We start from the raw sequence: 19,081 nt of genomic DNA, 5'->3' as shown, positions 1-19,081 counted from the left end.
CCTGCGAGCGTCCTCACGCGACTCCCGCGGGCACGAAGGAGATCGAGTGAAGATCGTCGACGCCCGGGTCATCGTGACCTGTCCGGGCCGCAACTTCGTCACCCTCAAGATCGTCACTGACGAGGGCGTCACAGGCGTCGGGGACGCCACCCTCAACGGCCGGGAGCTGGCCGTCGCGTCGTACCTGCGCGACCACGTGGCGCCGCTGCTGATCGGCCGGGATCCGGCCCGGATCGAGGACACCTGGCAGTACCTGTACCAGGGCGCGTACTGGCGGCGCGGGCCGGTCACGATGAGCGCGATCGCCGCGGTGGACACCGCGCTGTGGGACATCAAGGGCAAGGTGGCGGGCCTGCCGGTCTACCAGCTGCTCGGCGGCCGGTCCCGCGAGGGCGTCACGGTGTACGGCCACGCCAACGGCGAGACCGTCGAGGAGGTCCTGGTCGAGGTCGCCCGCTACGTCGACCTCGGCTACCGGGCGGTCCGGGTGCAGTGCGGTGTGCCGGGCCTGCCCAAGACGTACGGGGTCAGCGCCGACAAGCTCTTCTACGAGCCGGCCGACGCGGCGCTGCCCAGCGAGGCCACCTGGTCGACGCCGCGCTACCTGACCCATGTGCCCACCGTGTTCGCCCGGGTCCGCGACGAGTTCGGCCCCACCCTGCGGCTGCTGCACGACGTGCACCACCGGCTCACGCCCATCGAGGCGGCCCGGCTCGGCCAGAGCCTGGAGCCCTACGCGCTGACCTGGATGGAGGATCCGGTCCCCGCCGACCTGCAGGAGGGCTTCCGGCTGATCCGGCAGCACACCACCACCCCGATCGCCGTTGGTGAGGTCTTCAACAGCGTCTTCGACGCGGCGCAGCTCATCCGGGAACAGCTCATCGACTACATCCGGGCCACGGTGGTGCACGCCGGCGGCATCACCCACCTGCGTCGCATCTTCGACCTCGCCGCGCTGCACCACGTCCGCAGCGGCTCACACGGCGCCACCGACCTGTCGCCCGTGTGCATGGCCGCCGCGCTTCAGCTCGACATCTCGATCCCCAACTTCGGCCTGCAGGAGTACATGCGGCACACCGCGCAGACCGACGAGGTGTTCCCGCACGGCTACCACTACGCCGACGGCTACCTGCACCCCGCCGAGACCCCCGGCCTCGGCGTCGACATCGACGAGGAGGCGGCGGCCCGCTACCCGTACGCGCCCGCGTACCTGCCGGTGAACCGGTTGGAGGACGGGACCGTGCACCCCTGGTGAGCACGCCGGCGCCGGTGCTCCGGCCGGCCCGATCGGGCCGGCCGGGTCAGTGGATGCGCCGCCCCCGCGCGTCGGGCACCCCGGACTTGCGGAAGAAGTACGTGTTGATCTGATCCCGCCACTCGGTGGCGCAGCGCAGCTGCTCGTCGAGGCGTTCGGCCACCCGTTCGTACACGGCCGGATCGATCATCCCGTTCAGGGTCTGCCACCGCCGCCGCATCACCGCCACCTCCTCGACGCCCGCGAAGTGGGTGTCGTAGATGTGCTGGATGACTGTGGAGCCGCTGTGCAGGACGTGCGTGTACGGGACGTGGTGGAAGAAGAGCAGCAGCTCGTCCGGGCAGGTGCGGGGCGACTCGTACACCTGCGCCCAGTAGGGCGGGTACTGGCCGGCGAAGCCGGTGCCCGAGGCGCGACTGCGGTCCACGCCGACACCGTCCCGGTCGGCGAAGTGGTACGTGCCCCACCGCGAGTACTCGTACCCGTCGACGTCGGGGCCGTAGTGGTCGCCGGGATGGACCATGAAGCCGACGCCCAACGGGGCGGTGTACCGCTCGTACGTCCGCCACGAGTCGTCCATGATCTCGTGCAGCGTCCGTCGTACCAGCTCCGGCTCGGCGGTCGCCGACGGCGGGAACGTCAACGTCATCCACTCGTCGAGGACCGCCGTCGGGTCGAGCAGCGGATCCCAGGCGAGCCGGCCGACCGTGTACAGGTTGGCCTGGGCCAGCGGGTGCCCCGTCCAGAAGGGGTCGTCGCCGGTGTTGGCGACGGCGACCAGGCCACCGCCCTTGCCGGCCTCCCCGGTGACCAGGTCGGCGATCGTCCGCCCACCCGGGCCCCAGGGCGCGAAGCGCAGCACGTCGCTCCAGCACGGCCCGAGGTGGCAGACGTGCCGCTGCTGACCCGTGTACTCCTGGGTGACCTGCAACTCGACAGCGATCCGGGTGGCCGGCATGGCGGCGAGCACCGGCGAGACCGGCTCGCGCGTCTGGAAGTCCACCGGGCCGAACTTCACCTGCAGGACCACGTTGGTGCGGAACCGCCCGTCGAGCGGGGCGAAATGGTCGTACGCCGCCCGCGCCCGGTCGGTGGAACGGTCCCGCCAGTCCTGGTGATGGTTGTAGACGAACGCCCGCCAGTGCACCACTCCCCCGTACGGGGCGAGGGCCTCGGCGAGCAGGTTCGCCCCGTCGGCGTGGTCGCGCCCGTAGGTGAACGGGCCGGGTTGCCCCTCCGAGTCGGCCTTCACCACGTAGCCGCCGAAGTCGTCGATGCGCTCGTACACCCGCCGGGTGGTGGCCGCCCACCAGGCGCGTACCTCCTCGTCGAACGGATCGGCGCTCGACAGTCCACCGAGAACCACAGGCGCGGCGAAGGTGACCGACAGGTGTACCCGGATGCCGTACGGGCGCAGCACGTCCGCGATCCGCGCCACGTCGCCGAGCCGGTCGGTGAGCAGCAGCGCCTCGGCGTGACCCACGTTGACGTTGTTCACCGAGATCGCGTTGATCCCGCTGGCGGCCAGCAGCCGCCCGTACTCCCGGATCCGGGCCAGGTCCCCGCGCGGACGGCCATCGGCCCAGAAGATCGAGCCGCCCGCGTACCCCCGTTCGACCTGACCCATCACCGGGTGCACGGCCACGTTGTCCCAGTGGTTCAGCATCCGGCGGCGCAGCGCGGGCCGGTGCAGCTCGGGTGGGCGGGCCGGGTCGAAGGCCGCCGCGCAGAGCCGTACGACGTGGAAGAGCCCGTACAGCAGGCCGGCGGGCGCGTCGGCGAGCACCACTGTCGTCTCGCCGGCGCGGGCCAGCAGGAACCCCTCGTCGCCGAGCGTCGCACCGTCGCCCAGGTCGACGAGCGCCGCCTCCCCCGCCGACCGCGCCGCCTCGACCGCGGCGCTGGGCAGCTCGTCGGCGTCGCGCAGGGTGAGCACCAGGTCGACGTCGACGTCCCAGGAGGGGGAATGCCAGACCCGCCCGCCGTAGCGCGCGCAGGCACGGGTCACCTCGTCGAGGACGGTGTCGACGAGCAGCCCGTCGCCGTGCACGAGGACGCGGCGCGCGCCGAGCGCGCGGAACGCCTCCGGTGGGAGCCAGGCGGGGTGTACGCGCGGTTCCTCGATGTCGCGCGGCTCCGCCACGAACACCGGCTCCTCCAGGTGCATCGACTCGTGCGCGTTCACGCGTCCTCCCGGCCGAAGCGCACCTCGGCGGTCGCGGGCAGGCTCATGCGGTGAACTCCTTCCGGATCAGGTGGATCATCGGGTCGCCGACGCGCAGGACCGCCAGCACCACGACCGAGGCGAGCAGCACCAGGACGGCCTCGGAGAAGACCGCGGTGACCCCGGCCGCCGCGGCGAGCAGCAGGGCGTTGCCGACGGTGACCCCGGGGGTACGGACGAGAAAGTGCACGGCCAGGCGCAGGACGTCGCGGGTGCGGAACTCGAACAGCGAGGTGATCACCAGAGCGTTGGCGGCGCAGAGGGTCACCCCGACCGCGATCAGGACCAGCGGCACCACCCACCACCTCCCGAGGCCGACCGCACCTCGATACGCGAGGTTCAGCGCGAGCACGGTCAGCCACAGCAACGTCGGCGCCCAGACCCGCAGCGCGCCCGTGGCGTTGCTCCGGTAGCCCCGCCAGAACAGGGCGGCGGGCCGCAGGTCCGTCAGGTCGGGCCGCTGGTGGCGCAGGGCGTACAGGGCCGCGCAGACCGCCGGACCGACCGGCAGCAGCAGGAGCGCGACCAGCGGCAGGTTGCTGGGGTCGCGGTCGAGCAGCAGCAGCGGGAGCAGGCCGGGCAGCGTGGTGACCAGGAGCAGCACCTCGACCACGAGCAGCGTGTAGACGCGGGACGCGAACCGGGACAGCGGCCCGTCGCCGAACTGCCGCCGGGCGTGCGCGGTGGTCATCGGTCCTCCCCCGGCTCGGCGCCCAGCAGGCCGTCGGCGTCCCACCACGGCGGGGTCTCGTCCACGACCGGGGTCAGTTCGAGGAGGGTGACCTCGTGCCGGCTGAGGGTGAGGTCCACCTCGACCCGGCCGGCGGCGACCGGCAGGGCACGGTGCGTCCGCGACGGTTCCGCCGCCTCCCGCAGCGCGTCGAGCTGCCGGACGCCCGGCGAGCGGGGGCGGCCCATCTCGGCCCACGCCGCCCAGGCGTTGCCGGCCTCCTCGCCGACCGACGAGCGGAGCAGGAACGCCGAGGTCGTCGGGGGCGAGCCGAGCGGAATCGACAGCGCCAGGGGGTGTCGGTCGGGTGCCGGTGACCGTCCGGTGACGTCCACCGGCGCCCACGCCAGCACGGCCACCCGTCCGTCGGAATGGCAGGTGACCAGGTGGTCGTCGCCGCGCGCCAGCACCTCGGGGCCGAGGCGGGCCATGAAGGCGTACAGGTGGTAGGTGGGTTTCTTGATCTGGCGGTGGGTGAGCAGGCCGAACCCGCCGTGGAACAGCCCGGTCGGGATCCCCGCCTCCTCGAACACGTCGCTGAAGGTCCAGTACGCGAAGGAGTCCACGAGGTCGCCGCCGGCGGCCAGCACGGGTGCGAGGTAGGGGGCGTGGAACGCCGTGTCGTGGATCGGGTTGTCCGGCCGGTAGGAGGAGTTGAACTCGGTGATGTGCACCGGCAGGTCCGCCAGCGCGGTGCCGGCCAGGTGCCGGCGCGGCGCGGCGAACTGGGTGAGCAGATCCGTGGCCGGGGCGAGGGACTGGTGGGTGCCGAACGGCACGTGCCGCGCCGGGCCGGAGGTGTACGCGTGCCGGCTGACGAAGTCGACTGGCACCTGCCGCTCGGTGACGAACTCGGCGAACGCCGCCAGCCAACCGTCCGCCCCGGGCGAGATCGCCGGGCCGCCGACCTGCAACGACGCGTCCACCTCCTTGACGGCGTGCGCGCTCACCTCGTACAGGTGGTGGTACGCGTCGCGGTCGGCGCCCGCCCAGAAGTCGGCGAGGTTCGGCTCGTTCCACACCTCGATCGGCCAGCCGCGGACCTCGTCGATCCCGTACCTGTCGACCAGGTGGGCGACCGTGGCGCGGACCAGGTCGCCCCACTCCTTGTGGGACTCCGGCGGCGTGACGTTGCCCCGCCACCAGAACACCGTCTGGTCGCCCGACGCGAGGCCGCTGGGCATGAACCCCAGCTCCACGAAGGGGCGGATGCCCAGGTCGAGGTACGCGTCGACGACCTGGTCGACGTAGGTGAACGAGTGGTGCACCCGGCGCTCGCCGGCGTACTCGTACGGGCGGTGCACACCGACACCGTCGCTGAGCAGCCCGTGCCCGCGAATGTGCCGAAAGCCGATGTCGCGTTGGATGAGCGCCAGCGAGTCCTGGTAGTCGCGGCGCAGGGCCAACTCGAAACGGCCGGTGCCGACGGCGAAGCGCCAGGCATCGGACAGGCGGCCCTGCGGATCCGCCGACACGGTCGTACGCGTCATCTCGTCCTCTTCGGTGCGGTGCGCGGCCGGTGCGGTGCGCGACTGACGGTGCGCGGCCGGTCCGGTCGTGACGGGCACGACCGGACCGGCCGACGGTCAGCCGTGGTCCTTCTGGTACCTGTCGTACGCCTTGTTGACCATGGTCAGGTAGGCGTCCATGTTCTTGCCCTTCAACTCGGCCAGGTAGGCGTCCCACTGGGAGAGGTCGCGCTGGCCGAGCGCGAACTGCAGGGTCGCCTGGTAGACGGCGTCCTTCAGCGGTGTCTCCCACAGCGACGCCTGCTCGCGCTCCTCGTCGCTGAGGGGGTGCGGCGGGGGCACCGCGACCGGCGGACGGGCGTTCAGCACCTTCTGGAACTCCTGCTCCTCCGGGGAGAAGAAGCCCTGCACCAGCTCCGGCTTGCCACCGTAGGCGAACACGCCGTTGTAGAAGCCGAAGTCCTTCTGCAGATGCTTGGGCGCCTTCGGGTTCAGACCGATGACGTTGACGTCGGGCGCGAGCTTGGGCTGGCCGGCGGCGTCCCGGACGAACGTCGTTCCCTCGACGCCCCACTTGGCGAACTCCTGACCGGCGTCGGAATACCAGAGCCAGTCGATGAACTGCATCATCGCCACGAAGTTCTTGCTCTCGCGGGCCTTCGAGGAGATCATCACGCCGTTCTCCAACCGGCTGGCGGGGTTGACCTCACCCGCCGGCCCGATCGGCAGCGGGATCTTGGCGATCTTCGCCTTGGGGTTGGTCTTGGCGAGGTCGGGCCGGTAGTCGTTCACGACCGCCTGCGCGTTGGCGCTGATCACGAAGGACTTGCTGTTGGCGAGCTTCTGCCGGGCCTGTTCGTCGGTCTGGGTGAAGCTCTCCGGGTCGAGCAGCTTCTCCGACACCAGCTTGTTGAGGTACTGGAGCATCTGCTTGTACTGCTCCGTGGCGCCGGTGTAGACGAACTTCTTGGCGTTCGCGTCCCAGGAGGTGTGCTGGAAGTTCCAGCCCGCGCCCTGCAGTCCGTACGACACGGCCAGGATGTTGAGCAGGTTGCCGGCCGGGTTGGGCTTGCTCCACCGGTCGGAGAACGGATACACGTTCGGGTACTTGGCCTTCATGGCCTTGAGCACCGTGTACAGCTCGTCCCAGGTCTTCGGCGGGCTCAGCTTCAGCTCGTCGAGGATGTCGGTGCGGATCGCCAGCGAGTAGTCCTGCCACGGCTTCTCGTGCAGGCCCGGCAGCAGGTAGAACTTGCCGTCCTCCTGGCGCCGCGTGTCGATCTCGGGCTTGAGATTCCACCGCGAGATCTTGTCCTGGAGGTTGGGCATGAGGTCCAGGTAGTCGCTGACCGGCAGGACAGCCCCGGAGGAGACGTAGGCGTCCTCCTGGCCGGGGTACGTCTTCGGGATGATCATCGGAGCGTCGCCGGCGCCGATCAGCAGGCTGCGCTTCTGTTCGTAGTCGCTCAGCGGCACGGCGACCGGCGAGAGCGTGACGTTGGCCCGCGACTTCAGCTCGTTCCAGAAGAGCCAGTCCTCGCGCAGCGGGTAGTTCGGATGGTTGTTGTAGAGGATGGAGAAGGAGACCGGCTCGCTCGCCTTGAACTGCTTGCCGATGGCGTAGTCGGCCATCGCACCGGCCCGGTTCTCCGACAAGTCCTTGGCGTCGGACGGATCCTCGCTACAGGCGGCGATACTGCTGGCCGCGAGCAGCGCGGCTACTGCCGCTGTCGCGGCGCGGCGCCACGATCGGTGGAGCATGGCGGTCCTTTCGGGTTCGGTGAAGGGAAATGGTGGACGTGCCGGTCAGCCCTTGACGGCGCCGAGCATCACGCCGCGGACGAAGTACCGCTGGACGAAGGGGTAGACGACGAGGATCGGCAGGGTCGTGAGCACGATCGTCACGGCCTTGAGCGTCGCGTCGGCCTGCACCTCGTCGGCCTCGGCGATGACGCCGACGTTCTCCGCGCCGGTGGCCCCCGCGATCAGGTTGCGCAGATAGACGGTCACCGGCCACAGCTCCTGCTGGTCCATGTAGAGGAAGGCGGCGAACCAGGAGTTCCAGAAGGCAACGGCGTAGAACAGCACCATCGTGGCGACGATCGCCTTCGACAGCGGCAGCACGATGCGCAGCAGGATGCCGTACGTGTTGAGCCCGTCGACGGCCGCGGCCTCCTCCAGGTCCGTGGGCAGACTCTCGAAGAACGCCTTCATCACCAGCAGGTTGAACACGTTTATCGCGTTGGGCACCGCGATGGCCCAGACGGTGTTCTTCATGCCCAGGCTGGTGACCAGCACGTAGTTGGGGATCAGGCCGCCGGTGAAGAACATGGTGAACACGGCGATACCGATCAGAGCCGTACGGCCGCGCAGGTGCTTCTTGGACAGCACGTAGGCGTAACAGGTGGTCAGCACGATCGAGATGACGGTGGCGACGACCGTGTAGAAGACGGTGTTGCGGTAGTTCGTCCAGAACAGCGAGTCGTGCAGCACCAGCCGGTAGGTGTCCAGGTTGAAGCCGCGCGGCACGAAATTGACCTTGCCGGCGATGATGTACTGCTCGTCGCTGAGCGAGCGGGCCACGACGTTGACGAACGGGAACAGCGTCACCACCACGACGATGGTGAGCACTACCGCGTTGCACGCCTGGAACACGCGGTAGCCGCGGGTCGGGCGGATTCCGCGCGGCCGCGCACGCGCGGGCAGGTCGCTGCCGCTGGCCGTGTCGGCGGCGTCGACGGTCACCACAGGCTCGTCCCCACGGTGCGGCGGGCGATCAGGTTCGCCGTCAGGACCAGCGTGAGCCCGATGACCGCCTCGAACAGCCCGATGGCGGCGGCGTAGCTGAAGTTGCTGGACCCGAAGCCCATCCGGAACAGGTACGTGGAGAGAACGTCGGCGGTCGGATAGGTCAGCGGGTTGTAGAGCAGCAGGATCTTCTCGAACCCGACCGCCATGAAGCTGCCGATGTTGAGGATCAGCAACGTCACCATTGTGGGGCGGATGCCCGGCAGCGTCACGTGCCAGGTCTGCCGCCACCGGTTGGCGCCGTCGATGCGGGCCGCCTCGTACAGGTCGTCGTCGACCGTGGTGAGCGCGGCGAGGTAGAGAATGGTGCCCCAGCCGACCGTCTGCCAGACCTCGGACGACACGTAGATGGTCCGGAACCACTCGGCTCGTTGCAGGAACGGCACCGCGTCGCCGCCGGTGGCCTGCACGATCTGGTTGATGGTGCCGTCGACCGAGGTCAGCTGCATGACCATGGCCGCCACGATCACGATCGACAGGAAGTGCGGCAGGTAGGACACGGACTGGACGAACCGCCGCAGGCGACGGGCGCGCACCTCGTTGAGCAGCAGCGCCAGGACGATCGGCAGCGGGAAGCAGAACAGCAGGGTCAGCGTCCCGAGCACAAGCGTGTTGGTGAAGACGTCCCAGAACGTCGGGTCGGCGAGGAACATCCGGAAGTACCGCAGCCCCACCCAGTACTCACCGAAGATGCTGCCGCCGGGCTTGAACCGGCGGAACGCGATGATGTTGCCGATCATCGGGAGGTACCGGAAGACCAGGAAGAACAGCAGAGGCCCGATGGCGAGCGAGTAGAGCTGCCAGTCCCGGCGCAGCGCCTGCCGCCAGGTGCGGCGACGGCGCGGCGCGCGGGGCACCCCGACGGCGGCCTCCGCCGGAGCGCCGGGTGGCGCCGGTGGCGGTGGCCGTAACGTTCCGGATGTCATCCTCGCCTCCTATGCGGAGTGCGGTACGGCCACCAGGGGCTCGACCCGCACCGACGTGAGTAGTTCCCGCTGGTGGCCGACCTGGCGCTCCGGCCCGGTCAGCCGCAGCGGCAGGGCCGCCGCCATCTCCCCGCTCGACCGCCCGAACCGCAGCTCCACCGCGCCGGGCTCGACGATGCGCCGGCCGGACCGACCGGTGAACGACGCGATGTCGGCAGGTACGCCGAACGTCACGTGCGCCTCCGCCCCGGGTTCCAGGGGCACCCGGGCAAAGCCGACGAGCCGGTTCACCGGGCGGGTGGTCTGCGCCACCGGGTCGTGCAGATAGAGCTGCACCACCTCGGTGCCGGCCCGGTCACCCGTGTTGCGGACGGTGATCCGCACCCGTACCTCGCCGTCGACCGGCCAGGCCGTCGTCCCGCCCTCGGTCCCGTCCACCGGCGACACGACCGTGGCGTCGGACCACTCGAAGCTGGTGTAGCTCAGGCCGTGGCCGAACGGGTACGCCGCTGTCGTGTCGATCGAGGACACCTTGCTGCGGTGCCCGAGCGGCGGCGACAGGTAGGTGCCCGGCAGGCCGCCGGCGTCGCGCGGGACGCTGACCGGCAACCGTCCGGACGGGTTCACCGCGCCGATGAGCACCTCGGCGAGCGCCTGAGCGCCGAGTTGGCCGAGGAAGAACGCCTGCACGACGGCCGCTGCGGCGTCGAACTCCGGGCCGAGCGCGTACGGCCGGCCGGTCATCAGCACCAGCACGACCGGGGTGCCCGTGGCGAGGACGGCCCGGACCAGGTCGGCCTGCACCCCGGGCAGGCGCAGGTCGGCGGCGTCGCAGCCCTCACCGGAGGTGCCCCGGCCGAACATTCCCGCCCGGTCGCCGACGGCGAGCACACACACGTCGGCCGCGGTGGCCGCGGCGACCGCCGCCGGGATGCCCGAGGTGTCCTCGCCGGTGATGGTGCAGCCCGGCTCGTGGGTGAGCAGGGGGACGCGGCGGGCCAGTTCCTCGCGCAGCGAGGCGATGTCCAGGCCCATGCCGTGGTCGCTGTGGTTGACGCCGACGTGGTTGGGAAAGGAGTAACAGCCCAGCATGGCCATCGGATCGTCGGCGACCGGACCCACCAGGGCGACCCGGCTCGCGACGGGCAACGGCAGGACACCGTCGTTGCGCAACAGGACGACGGACTCGCGAGCCAGGCGTACGGCGACGTCCCGGCTGGCCTCGTCGTCGAGGCGCAGGTCCGCGACGTCGTCGGGCAACTCGTGCCAGTCCTCGTCGAGCAGGCCGAGCTCGATCTTCTGGATCAGCACCCGACGCAACGCCCGGTCGATCAGCGCCTCGTCGATCTCGCCGGCGCGGACGGCCTCCACCAGCGCGCCGCCGAAGGCGTCCACGGTGGGCAGCTCGACGTCGATCCCGGCGCGCAGAGCCAGGTGGGCGGCGTCGGCCGCGCCCTCGGCGACACCGTGCAGGGTCTGCAGGAACCGTACGGCGAAGTAGTCGGCCACCACGGTGCCGGTGAAACCCCACTCGTCGCGCAGCAGCCCGGTCAGCAGGTGCTCGTCGGCGGCGGCCGGCATGCCGTCGATCTCGGCGTAGGAGTTCATCACCGACCGCGCGCCGCCGAGGCGCAGGGCCATCTCGAACGGCGGCAGGATGACGTCGGCCAGTTCACGGCGCCCCATCGACACCGGGGCGAGGTTGCGGCCACCCCGGGAGGCCGAGTAGCCGGCGAAGTGCTTGAGGGTGGCCACCACGCCGGCGTTCTCCAGGCCCCGCACGTACGCCGCGCCGGTCGTTCCCACCAGGTACGGGTCCTCCCCGATCGTCTCCTCGGTGCGGCCCCAGCGGTAGTCGCGGGTGACGTCGACGACGGGCGCGAGCCCCTGGTGCACGCCCGCGGCGCGCATGGACCTGCCGATCCGGCCGGCCATCTCCTGGACCAGGTCGGGGTCGAAGGACGCGCCCCAGCCCAGCGGGGTCGGGTAGACGGTGGCCTGCCAGGCCGCGAACCCGGTGAGGCACTCCTCGTGCACCTGGGCGGGAATGCCGAACCGGCTGGCGGCGACGATCTGTGCCTGGGAGGCCGCCAGCGACCTGGCGCCGAGCACCGGGTCGACCGGCGCGGTGCCGAACGGCCGGGTGAGCTGGCCCAGCCCGTGGGAGATGACGTCGTCCCACGCCGGCGTCTCGGCGACCATGTCGGACTGGTGGGGAGCGACGCCCTCGCCGGAGGCGTCGGCGCCGACCCAGACGCCGACGAGCTGGGCGATCTTCTCCTGCACCGACATCAGCGGGAGCAGCGCCTCGGCCCGCTCGGCCGGTGACAGCCGCACGTCCCGCCAGGGTGTGGCGTCGCGCGACGCCGGTTCGCCGTCGGCGGGCAGCTGACTTCTCATGCCGAGACCCCTTAGCTCCGGCCACGTTCCCGCACCCTCGTGGGACCGGTCCGTGGCGGACGGTGTGCGATCCGAAACTTTCCGGAAACCCAAGCAACCTTTTCGGCAACCTAAGTCCACCGCCGGGATGTAGTCAAGGGGCTCGATTGGTTGCGGGACGGCTCCTTCGTACGGCCAGTGGCACCGCCGATCGCGCTCAGTCATGACCGGGCCGCAGAACCGCCGTGGCCGCGCCCGACCTGCGGCCACATCGACCGTCATGACCGGCTGGTCGTGTTAAGGTCTTCCGAAAATTTCGACGCTGCATGAGGCTGCGATGACAGAGCACCGCCCGCTCGACCCACCCGCCTCCACCACCATCGCGACGATCGCCCACGACGTCGGCGTGTCGGTGGCCACGGTGTCCAAGGTCCTCAACGGCCACGAGGATGTCGCCGCCGGCACCAGGGCACGGGTCGAGGAGAGTCTCGACCGGCACCGGTACCAGCGCCGTGCGCGGCGGTCGTCCAGCGCGGGGCGGATCGATCTGGTGTTCCACGAGTTCGACACCGGCTGGGCGATGGAGGTCCTGCGCGGCGCCGAGGCGGTGACCAGCATCGCCGGCATCGGCCTCGCGGTCTCCCAACTCGACGGCGCGCACCGGCCACCGCAACGGTGGCTCGACACGCTGCTCAGCCAACGCCCGCTGGGCGTGCTGCTCGTCCTGTGCCACCTGGCCGAGACGCAGCAACAGCAGCTGCGCCGCCAGGGCGTCCCGTTCGTCGTGATCGACACCGACAGCGCGACCTCGGCCTCCGTGCCCACGGTCGGGTCGAACAACTGGAACGGCGGCCTGCTCGCCGCTCGACACCTGCTGGAGCTGGGCCACCGCCGAAACGCCGTCATCTCCGGGCCGCCCGACGTGCTGTGCAGCCGGGCCCGCGCCGCGGGCTTCCAGCACGCGCATGAGGAGATCGGGTTGACCGTCGACCGCGAGCTGGTCCGCTACGGCAGTTTCTCGGCCGGCGCCGGGCACGCCCACGGGCTCGAGTTGCTGAGACGGCCGGACCGGCCGACGGCGATATTCGCCGGCTCGGACACCCAGGCCATGGGGGTGCTCCGGGCCGCCCGGCAGTGCGGCCTGCGGGTCCCCGAGGACCTCTCCGTGATCGGGTACGACAACCTGCCCGTCGCCACCTGGACCTATCCGGCTCTCACCACCATCAACCAGCCGCTGCGCGACATGGCGGGCATCGCCACCCAGATGCTGCTCGACCTGATCGCCGGCAATGGCCCGGCGACCAGCCGGATCGACCTGGTGACCGAGCTGGTCGTCCGGGAGAGCACCGCACCCCCCGCCCAGCAGCCCTGACCCTGCGAGGACCCGTGCCGTACTCCGACCCCGCCCTCGACGAGCTTGCGCGATACGTGCCGACCGTCGCCGAGCCCGCGGACTTCGACAGGTTCTGGCGGAACACCCTCGCCGAGGCGGCCAGCCGTCCGGTGCTGGTGGACGTCCGCCCCGAGCCCACCGACCTGCCCCTGCTCGACTCCTGGGACGTCACGTTCGCCGGCTTCGGCGGTGACCCGGTGCGCGCCTGGTACACCCGCCCCGCGGGCGTACCCGGACCGCTGCCGGCCGTGGTGGAGTACGCCGGTTACGGGCGCGGACGCGGCCTGCCGCACGAGCGGCTGACCTGGCCGGTCGCCGGGTACGCGCACCTGCTGATGGACAACCGGGGTCAGGCGGGGCAGCACGGCGCCGGTGACACGGCCGACCCGCACGGCAGGCCCGGCGGCCCTTGGCCGGCCACCTCGGGAATCCTCGACCCGCACGACTACCACTACCGACGTCTGATCACCGACGCGGTCCGGGCCGTCGACGCCGTACGCGCCCTGCCCGGGGTCGACGCGGACCGGATCGCCGTGGTCGGCAACAGCCAGGGCGGCGGCCTGGCCCTGGCGGTGGCCGGCCTCGTCGACGACCTCGCGGCGGTGCTGGCGACGGCGCCGTTCCTGTGCGACGTCCAGCGCGCCATCACACTCAGCGACGTCTCGCCGTACGGCGAGATCGGCCGTTACCTGGCGGTGCACCGGGAGGCCGAGGACGCGGTCCGGCACACTCTGTCCTACGTCGACGGGGTGACCTTCGCCCGGCGGGCGACCGCGCCGGCGCACTTCGGGATCGGCCTGCGCGACACCGTCTGCCCGCCGAGCACCGGCTTCGCCGCCTACAACCAGTACGGCGCCGCGGCCGGACAGCCCGTCGCGCCCGAGCGGGAGATGCACGTCTACCCGTTCAACGGCCACGAGGGCGGCGAGGCCGTGCACGTCCGGCGGCAGCTGCGCTGGCTCGCCGCGCGGCTCGCGCCGACCGACACGACCGGCCGGGACTGACCGCATCGTCCACTCCCGAGCATCGTCGACGTTCGATCCATTGCCGGTGTTAGCGATAACAAGCTATGGTGCGTCCAGGCGGGGTGCAGGGCACATCCCGGCCGGGGCCCATCGATCCGTCGCCTCCGACCGTCGATGACCAGAGCGTTCGACCAGCGGTGTGATGACGTCCGGGTTCCTGGTCCTCGCGCAGCTCACTCTCGCGTACCGCGCGGTTCCGCCTCGTCGGCGGGCCGCCGCTGTCGTGCTCCCACCACCTGAGGAAGCCCCATGAGCAGACCGACCCTTGGCAACCCCGTCCCCCCACCGCCCGCCACCACCGCGCCGACGTCGAGGCCCCGCCGGGCCCGTTTGTGGTGGGCGGCCCTGGCCGCCGTCGCGGCCATGACCGCCGCCGTCCCGGTAGCGACGACGCCCGCGAGCGCCGAGTCCAACGGCGGGGTACGTGTCATGCCCCTCGGCGACTCGATCACCGACGGCTTCAACGTCGCCGGTGGCTACCGCATCGAACTCTGGAACCGGTTCGTCTCCGGCGGATACCGGATCGACTTCGTCGGTTCCGGGTTCAACGGTCCGGCGAGTCTCGGTGACCACGACCACGAGGGCCACTCCGGCTGGACCATCGCCCAGATCGACGCCAACATCGTCAACTGGCTGCGCGCCACGAACCCGCGGACCGTGCTGCTGCACATCGGCACCAACGACATGTACGGGGACACGTCCGGCGCTCCGGCCCGCCTGGCCACCCTGGTCGATCGCATCACCAACACCGCACCGAACGCGGACGTGTTCGTCGCGACGATCATCCCGAAGTCCGGCGCGGACACCCAGGTCCGCGGCTACAACGCGGCGATCCCGGGGATCGTTCAGACCCGGGCCGCCGCCGGCAAGCGCGTCCACCTGGTCGACATGTACCGCGCGCTGACGCTCAGCGACCTGGCCGACGGCGTACACCCCAACGCCACTGGTTACCGCAAGATGGCCGTCGCCTGGTACGACGCGCTGCGCACGGTGCCCGGCAGCATCGGCGGCGACACGCCGCCGACCACCGCACCACCGACCACCGCGCCACCCACCACGGCACCGCCGACCACGGCACCGCCCACCACCGCGCCGCCGACCACGGCACCGCCCACGACCGCGCCGCCCACCACGCCCCCGCCGTCCGGGGGATGCCGGGTCACGTACACGGTCAACGCCTGGAACAACGGGCTCACCGCTGCCGTGTCGGTCACCAACACCGGTAGCAGCGCGGTCAACGGCTGGGCTCTGACGTTCACCCTGCCCAGCGGCCAGACCATCACCGGCGGCTGGAACGCCAGCTACTCCCCGTCGAGCGGGGCGGTGACCGCGAGCAACGTCTCGTACAACGGCACCATCGCCCCGAACACGTCTGTCGACATCGGCTTCCAGGCCACCCACACCGGCAACACCGGCCGGCCGTCCGCCTTCGCGCTCAACGGCACCGCCTGCGCGGTCGCCTGACCCCCGCACCGGCAGCGGGACGCGGGGGCGGGCACACCTTCCCCACACCCTTTGCTCTGCTTCAATCCAGGCAACACAAACGGGCTCTCACTGTTGCGTCGGTTGAAGCAGAGCAAAGGGCCCGCTGGTGGTCCTTGACCCGGCGCGGGTAACGCCAGGCAGCGCAGCGGGACCAGCGGCGGCGCAACCAACGCGGCGCCGCCCGGGGCCGGACAGACGACGGGCTGCGGGGGCGGCGACAGAAGTCGCCCGCCCCCGCACCGGTCAGCGGCTCGCCTCGCCGTAGAGGCGGCTCACCGTCTCGGCGACGCACACGGGCTTGCCCCCGGCGTCACTCTCCACCGTCACCGCCGTGACCATCTGCACCCCACCGCTGACCGGTGACACCTCAGCGATGACGGCGGTGGCCCGCACGGCGGCGCCGACCCGCAGCGGCGCGGGGAAGCGCACCCGGTTCAGCCCGTAGTTGACCCCCATCGCGACCCCCTCGACGCGGTACAGCCGACCGGCCAGAGCCGGCAACAGCGACAGGGTCAGGTAGCCGTGCGCGATCGTGGCGCCGAACGGTCCGGCCGCCGCGCGTACCGGGTCGACGTGGATCCACTGGTGGTCGTCGGTGGCGTCGGCGAAGAGGTTCACGCGGTCCTGCTCGATCCGCTGCCAGGGGCCGGGCCCGAGGGTCTCGCCGACCGCGGTGGTCAGCTCGTCGAGGGAGGTGAAGACTCGCATCCGGATGTCCTTTGAGCTAGAAGGCGTTGACGCCGGTGAGCGCGCGTCCGATCAGGAGCTGTTGGATCTGGCTGGTGCCCTCGTAGAGGGTGGCGACCCGCGCGTCGCGCAGGTACTTGCCGACCGGGTACTCGTCGATGTAGCCGTACCCACCGAAGACCTGGACCGCGTTGTTGGCCGCGCGGACGGCGGCCTCGCTGGCGAAGAGCTTCGCCATCGACGCCTCGGTGGCGAACGGCTGGTCGCGGTCGATCAGGTCGGCGACCTGCCAGACCAGCAGGCGGGCGGCCGCCGTGTCGACGGCGATGGCCGCGAGCAGCTGCTGGACGAGTTGGTGACCGGCGATCGGCTTGCCGAACTGGGTCCGCTGCCCGGCGTAGCCGACCGCCGCGTCGAGGCACCCCTGGGCGATGCCGACGCAGCCGGCCGCCACCGACATCCGCCCCTTGGCGAGGGTGGCCAGGGCCAGCCGGAAGCCGGCGCCCTCGGCCCCGAGGCGGGCGGCGTCGGGCACCCGTACGTCGTCGAGACGCAGCTCGCCGGTGGCCTGCCCGCGCAGGCCGAGCTTGCCGTGGATCTCGCGGCGGGTCAGGCCCGGACTGTCGGTGGGCACCAGGAACGCGGTGATCCCCCGGTGGCCGGGACCGCCGGTGCGGGCGAAGATCAGAGCGACGTCGGCGGTCGTGCCGTTGGTGATGAACGTCTTCGTGCCGGTGAGCAGCCAGTCGTCGCCGTCGCGGACCGCGCGGGTGCGCAACGCGGCCGCGTCGGATCCGCTGTCCGGCTCGGTGAGCCCGAAACAGCCGAGCGCGTCCCCGGAGCAGAGCCGGGGCAACCACTCGGCCCGCTGCGCGGCCGACCCGTGGGCGGCGATCGACTTGGCGACCAGGCCGAGCGAGACGGAGACGATGCCACGCACGGCCGAGTCGCCCCGGCCCAGCTCCTCAAGGACCAGGCAGTACGCGAGGTGGTCGCCGCCGGAGCCACCGTCGGACTCGGGGATGGTCAGCCCGAGGAAGCCGAGGTCGCCGAGCTTGCCGACGATGGCCGGGTCGACCGACTCGCGCCGATCCCACGCGGCGGCGTGCGGCGTCAACTCCCGGTCGGCGAACTCGGCGGCGAGCTGACGGACCGCCGTCTGCTCGGCGGACAGGGTGAGCTCCATGACGCATAAACTAGCGGTGATAGTTTACGCCGTCCAGACCGGACCATCCCCGTTGCGCGCTCACCTGTCGGAGGCCAGACCGGCGTGCGGCTCGGCGGCGAAGGTACGGGCCAATTCGGTACGGGAGCGGATGCCCAGCCGGTGGAAGACGTTGCGCAGGTGGTGGTCGACAGTGCGGGTGGACAGGAACATCCGGGCGGCGATCTCCCGGTTGGTCGCGCCCTCGGCGACCAGTTGCGCGATCCGCAGCTGCTGACCGGTCAGCAACCGCGCCGCCGGCAGGTCCGGCGGACCGACCGACTCCCCGGCGGCGCGCAGCTCGGCCGTGGCCTGCTCGGCCCAGCGATCCGCGCCGAGCAACGTGAACGTCTCCCGGGCCTGGTGCAGGTGCCCCCGGGCGTCCCGCGGACGCCGGCTGCGCCGCAGCTCCTGACCGAAGAGCAGCTCCGTGCGCGCCCGTTCGAACGCACCATCCTCCGTCGGGTGCAGTCGCAGCGCGGTCCGGAACTCCTGCTCCGCCTCGACGCCGCCCCGGGGCGCGAGCAGCGCGTGACACCGGGCCGAAAGTGCCCGCCGCAGCGGGCTCGCGGTGCTGCTCGCCCACCTGTCGAAGGCGGCGAGCGCGGCCGTCGCCGCCGGCCGGTGCGGCAGGTGGGCCGCCGCCTCCACCAGGTACGGGGTAGCCATCACCTGGACGAGCACCTGACCCCGGCCGGTGCCGAGCCGGGCCAGCGACGCCAGTCGGGCCGCCGCCTCGGCGTGCCGACCGTCGACGAGGTCGAGCACGGCCAGCGCCCATCCGGCGAGCGCGTGTGGTCGGCTGCCCGGCGTCGGCGTCGGGCCGATTTCGCGGATCCACCGCAGGCTGGCCTCCCGGTCGGCCCGGACGGCGGCCAGCACGGCGAGCATGCCCAGGTGGACGTTGGCGCAGTTGAACTGGCCGGTGGCGCGGGCGACCCGCAGCCCGTCACGGGAGGTCTCCGCCGCCGCCTCGTGCCGCCCCAGCCAGTACTCGGCGACCGCGCGCAGCTCCAACGCCCGGGACAGCATGGACAGCTCGCCCCGCTCCCGCGCCAACCCGACGGCGCGCTCGGCGAGCCGGTGCGCGGCGCTGTCCACGGCCACCACCAGCCCGGCCGCCGCCGCGCAGCTGAGCGCGGTCGGGGTCAGCGCCGGCCCGGCCAACCGGCCGCCCAGCACGACGGCTCGGCGTAGCGCGGGCCCGGCCCGCTCGTGGTCACCCCGCAGCGTGGCGGCCACCCCGGTGACGAGGCAACCCGTCAGCTCCACGGCCGCGGCACGGTCGGTCCCGGCCACCGCACGCGCGGCGGACACCAGCGTGGCCGCCGCGCCGGCGGCGTCGTCACAGCGCAGTTGCAGCTCGCCGCGCAGCAGCCCGGCGTACCCGGTGACGGTCGGGTCCGCGCAGGTCGCGCGGAGGCGGTCGAGCAGGAGTCGGGCCTGGCCGGGTTGCCCGGCGGTCCAGGCGTAGCGGGCGGCGGCGAGCAGGCGCG

The 19,081-nt window shown here is 71.7% G+C and carries 14 protein-coding genes; 4 read left to right on the top strand and 10 right to left on the bottom strand.

The window, feature by feature from the left end; genetic code table 11:
• Window positions 1-46 precede the first annotated feature (46 nt).
• Window positions 47-1,255: a D-mannonate dehydratase ManD gene (gene manD / locus B0E54_RS13345; RefSeq protein WP_234583716.1), complete on the top strand. Its 1,209-nt coding sequence runs from the start codon at window positions 47-49 to the stop codon at window positions 1,253-1,255.
• Window positions 1,256-1,301: 46 nt separating this feature from the next.
• Here manD and B0E54_RS13340 read toward each other — a convergent pair whose 3' ends face one another.
• The 7 genes from B0E54_RS13340 to B0E54_RS13310 all read right to left on the bottom strand — a co-directional run bounded on the left by B0E54_RS13340 (window position 1,302) and on the right by B0E54_RS13310 (window position 11,812).
• Entirely contained in the window at window positions 1,302-3,440 is a 2,139-nt protein-coding gene (locus tag B0E54_RS13340) for an alpha-glucuronidase (protein ID WP_234583715.1), read from the bottom strand.
• 43 nt (window positions 3,441-3,483) lie between these two features.
• On the bottom strand, window positions 3,484-4,170 hold the full coding sequence (locus B0E54_RS13335; RefSeq protein WP_234583714.1) for a DUF624 domain-containing protein: 687 nt from the start codon (window positions 4,168-4,170) through the stop codon (window positions 3,484-3,486).
• The gene (locus B0E54_RS13330; RefSeq protein ID WP_234583713.1) at window positions 4,167-5,699 is read right to left on the bottom strand and encodes a xylan 1,4-beta-xylosidase; all 1,533 of its coding nucleotides are present in this window, start codon (window positions 5,697-5,699) and stop codon (window positions 4,167-4,169) included. Before B0E54_RS13330 ends, B0E54_RS13335 begins: the two co-directional genes overlap by 4 nt.
• Window positions 5,700-5,795: 96 nt before the next feature.
• The gene (locus B0E54_RS13325) at window positions 5,796-7,439 is read right to left on the bottom strand and encodes an extracellular solute-binding protein (RefSeq protein ID WP_234583712.1); all 1,644 of its coding nucleotides are present in this window, start codon (window positions 7,437-7,439) and stop codon (window positions 5,796-5,798) included.
• Between the two features lie 45 nt (window positions 7,440-7,484).
• On the bottom strand, window positions 7,485-8,423 hold the full coding sequence (locus tag B0E54_RS13320) for a carbohydrate ABC transporter permease (RefSeq protein ID WP_234583711.1): 939 nt from the start codon (window positions 8,421-8,423) through the stop codon (window positions 7,485-7,487).
• Window positions 8,420-9,412, bottom strand: a complete 993-nt coding sequence (locus tag B0E54_RS13315) for a sugar ABC transporter permease (protein WP_234583710.1) — start codon at window positions 9,410-9,412, stop codon at window positions 8,420-8,422. The genes B0E54_RS13320 and B0E54_RS13315 overlap by 4 nt, the downstream gene beginning before the upstream one ends.
• A 9-nt stretch (window positions 9,413-9,421) precedes the next feature.
• Window positions 9,422-11,812 carry a glycoside hydrolase family 3 N-terminal domain-containing protein gene (locus B0E54_RS13310; RefSeq protein ID WP_234583709.1) on the bottom strand — a complete coding sequence of 797 codons (2,391 nt, stop codon included), beginning with the start codon at window positions 11,810-11,812 and terminating at the stop codon, window positions 9,422-9,424.
• A gap of 316 nt (window positions 11,813-12,128) precedes the next feature.
• Here B0E54_RS13310 and B0E54_RS13305 point away from each other — a divergent pair, with 316 nt between their 5' ends.
• From B0E54_RS13305 to B0E54_RS13295, 3 genes are all read left to right on the top strand, one after another.
• A complete protein-coding gene (locus tag B0E54_RS13305) occupies window positions 12,129-13,163 on the top strand; it encodes a LacI family DNA-binding transcriptional regulator (RefSeq protein WP_234583708.1) in 1,035 nt (344 codons plus the stop codon).
• Window positions 13,164-13,177: 14 nt separating this feature from the next.
• A complete protein-coding gene (locus tag B0E54_RS13300) occupies window positions 13,178-14,188 on the top strand; it encodes an acetylxylan esterase (protein WP_234583707.1) in 1,011 nt (336 codons plus the stop codon).
• A gap of 270 nt (window positions 14,189-14,458) precedes the next feature.
• Window positions 14,459-15,673: a cellulose binding domain-containing protein gene (locus B0E54_RS13295; protein WP_234583705.1), complete on the top strand. Its 1,215-nt coding sequence runs from the start codon at window positions 14,459-14,461 to the stop codon at window positions 15,671-15,673.
• A 264-nt stretch (window positions 15,674-15,937) separates the two neighbouring features.
• Here B0E54_RS13295 and B0E54_RS13290 read toward each other — a convergent pair whose 3' ends face one another.
• The 3 genes from B0E54_RS13290 to B0E54_RS32615 form a co-directional block, all read right to left on the bottom strand.
• Entirely contained in the window at window positions 15,938-16,402 is a 465-nt protein-coding gene (locus B0E54_RS13290) for a MaoC family dehydratase (protein ID WP_234583704.1), read from the bottom strand.
• Window positions 16,403-16,418: 16 nt separating this feature from the next.
• The gene (locus tag B0E54_RS13285) at window positions 16,419-17,567 is read right to left on the bottom strand and encodes an acyl-CoA dehydrogenase family protein (protein ID WP_234583703.1); all 1,149 of its coding nucleotides are present in this window, start codon (window positions 17,565-17,567) and stop codon (window positions 16,419-16,421) included.
• A 60-nt stretch (window positions 17,568-17,627) separates the two neighbouring features.
• Window positions 17,628-19,081, bottom strand: a 1,454-nt coding sequence (locus B0E54_RS32615; RefSeq protein ID WP_305076129.1) for a LuxR family transcriptional regulator, incomplete at its 5' end; no start/stop codon positions are given.

The sequence above is a fragment of the Micromonospora sp. MH99 genome (assembly GCF_021442385.1).
In the GTDB taxonomy this organism is placed as follows: Bacteria; Actinomycetota; Actinomycetes; order Mycobacteriales; family Micromonosporaceae; genus Micromonospora.
This window is presented reverse-complemented; position numbering and strand designations above follow the sequence as displayed.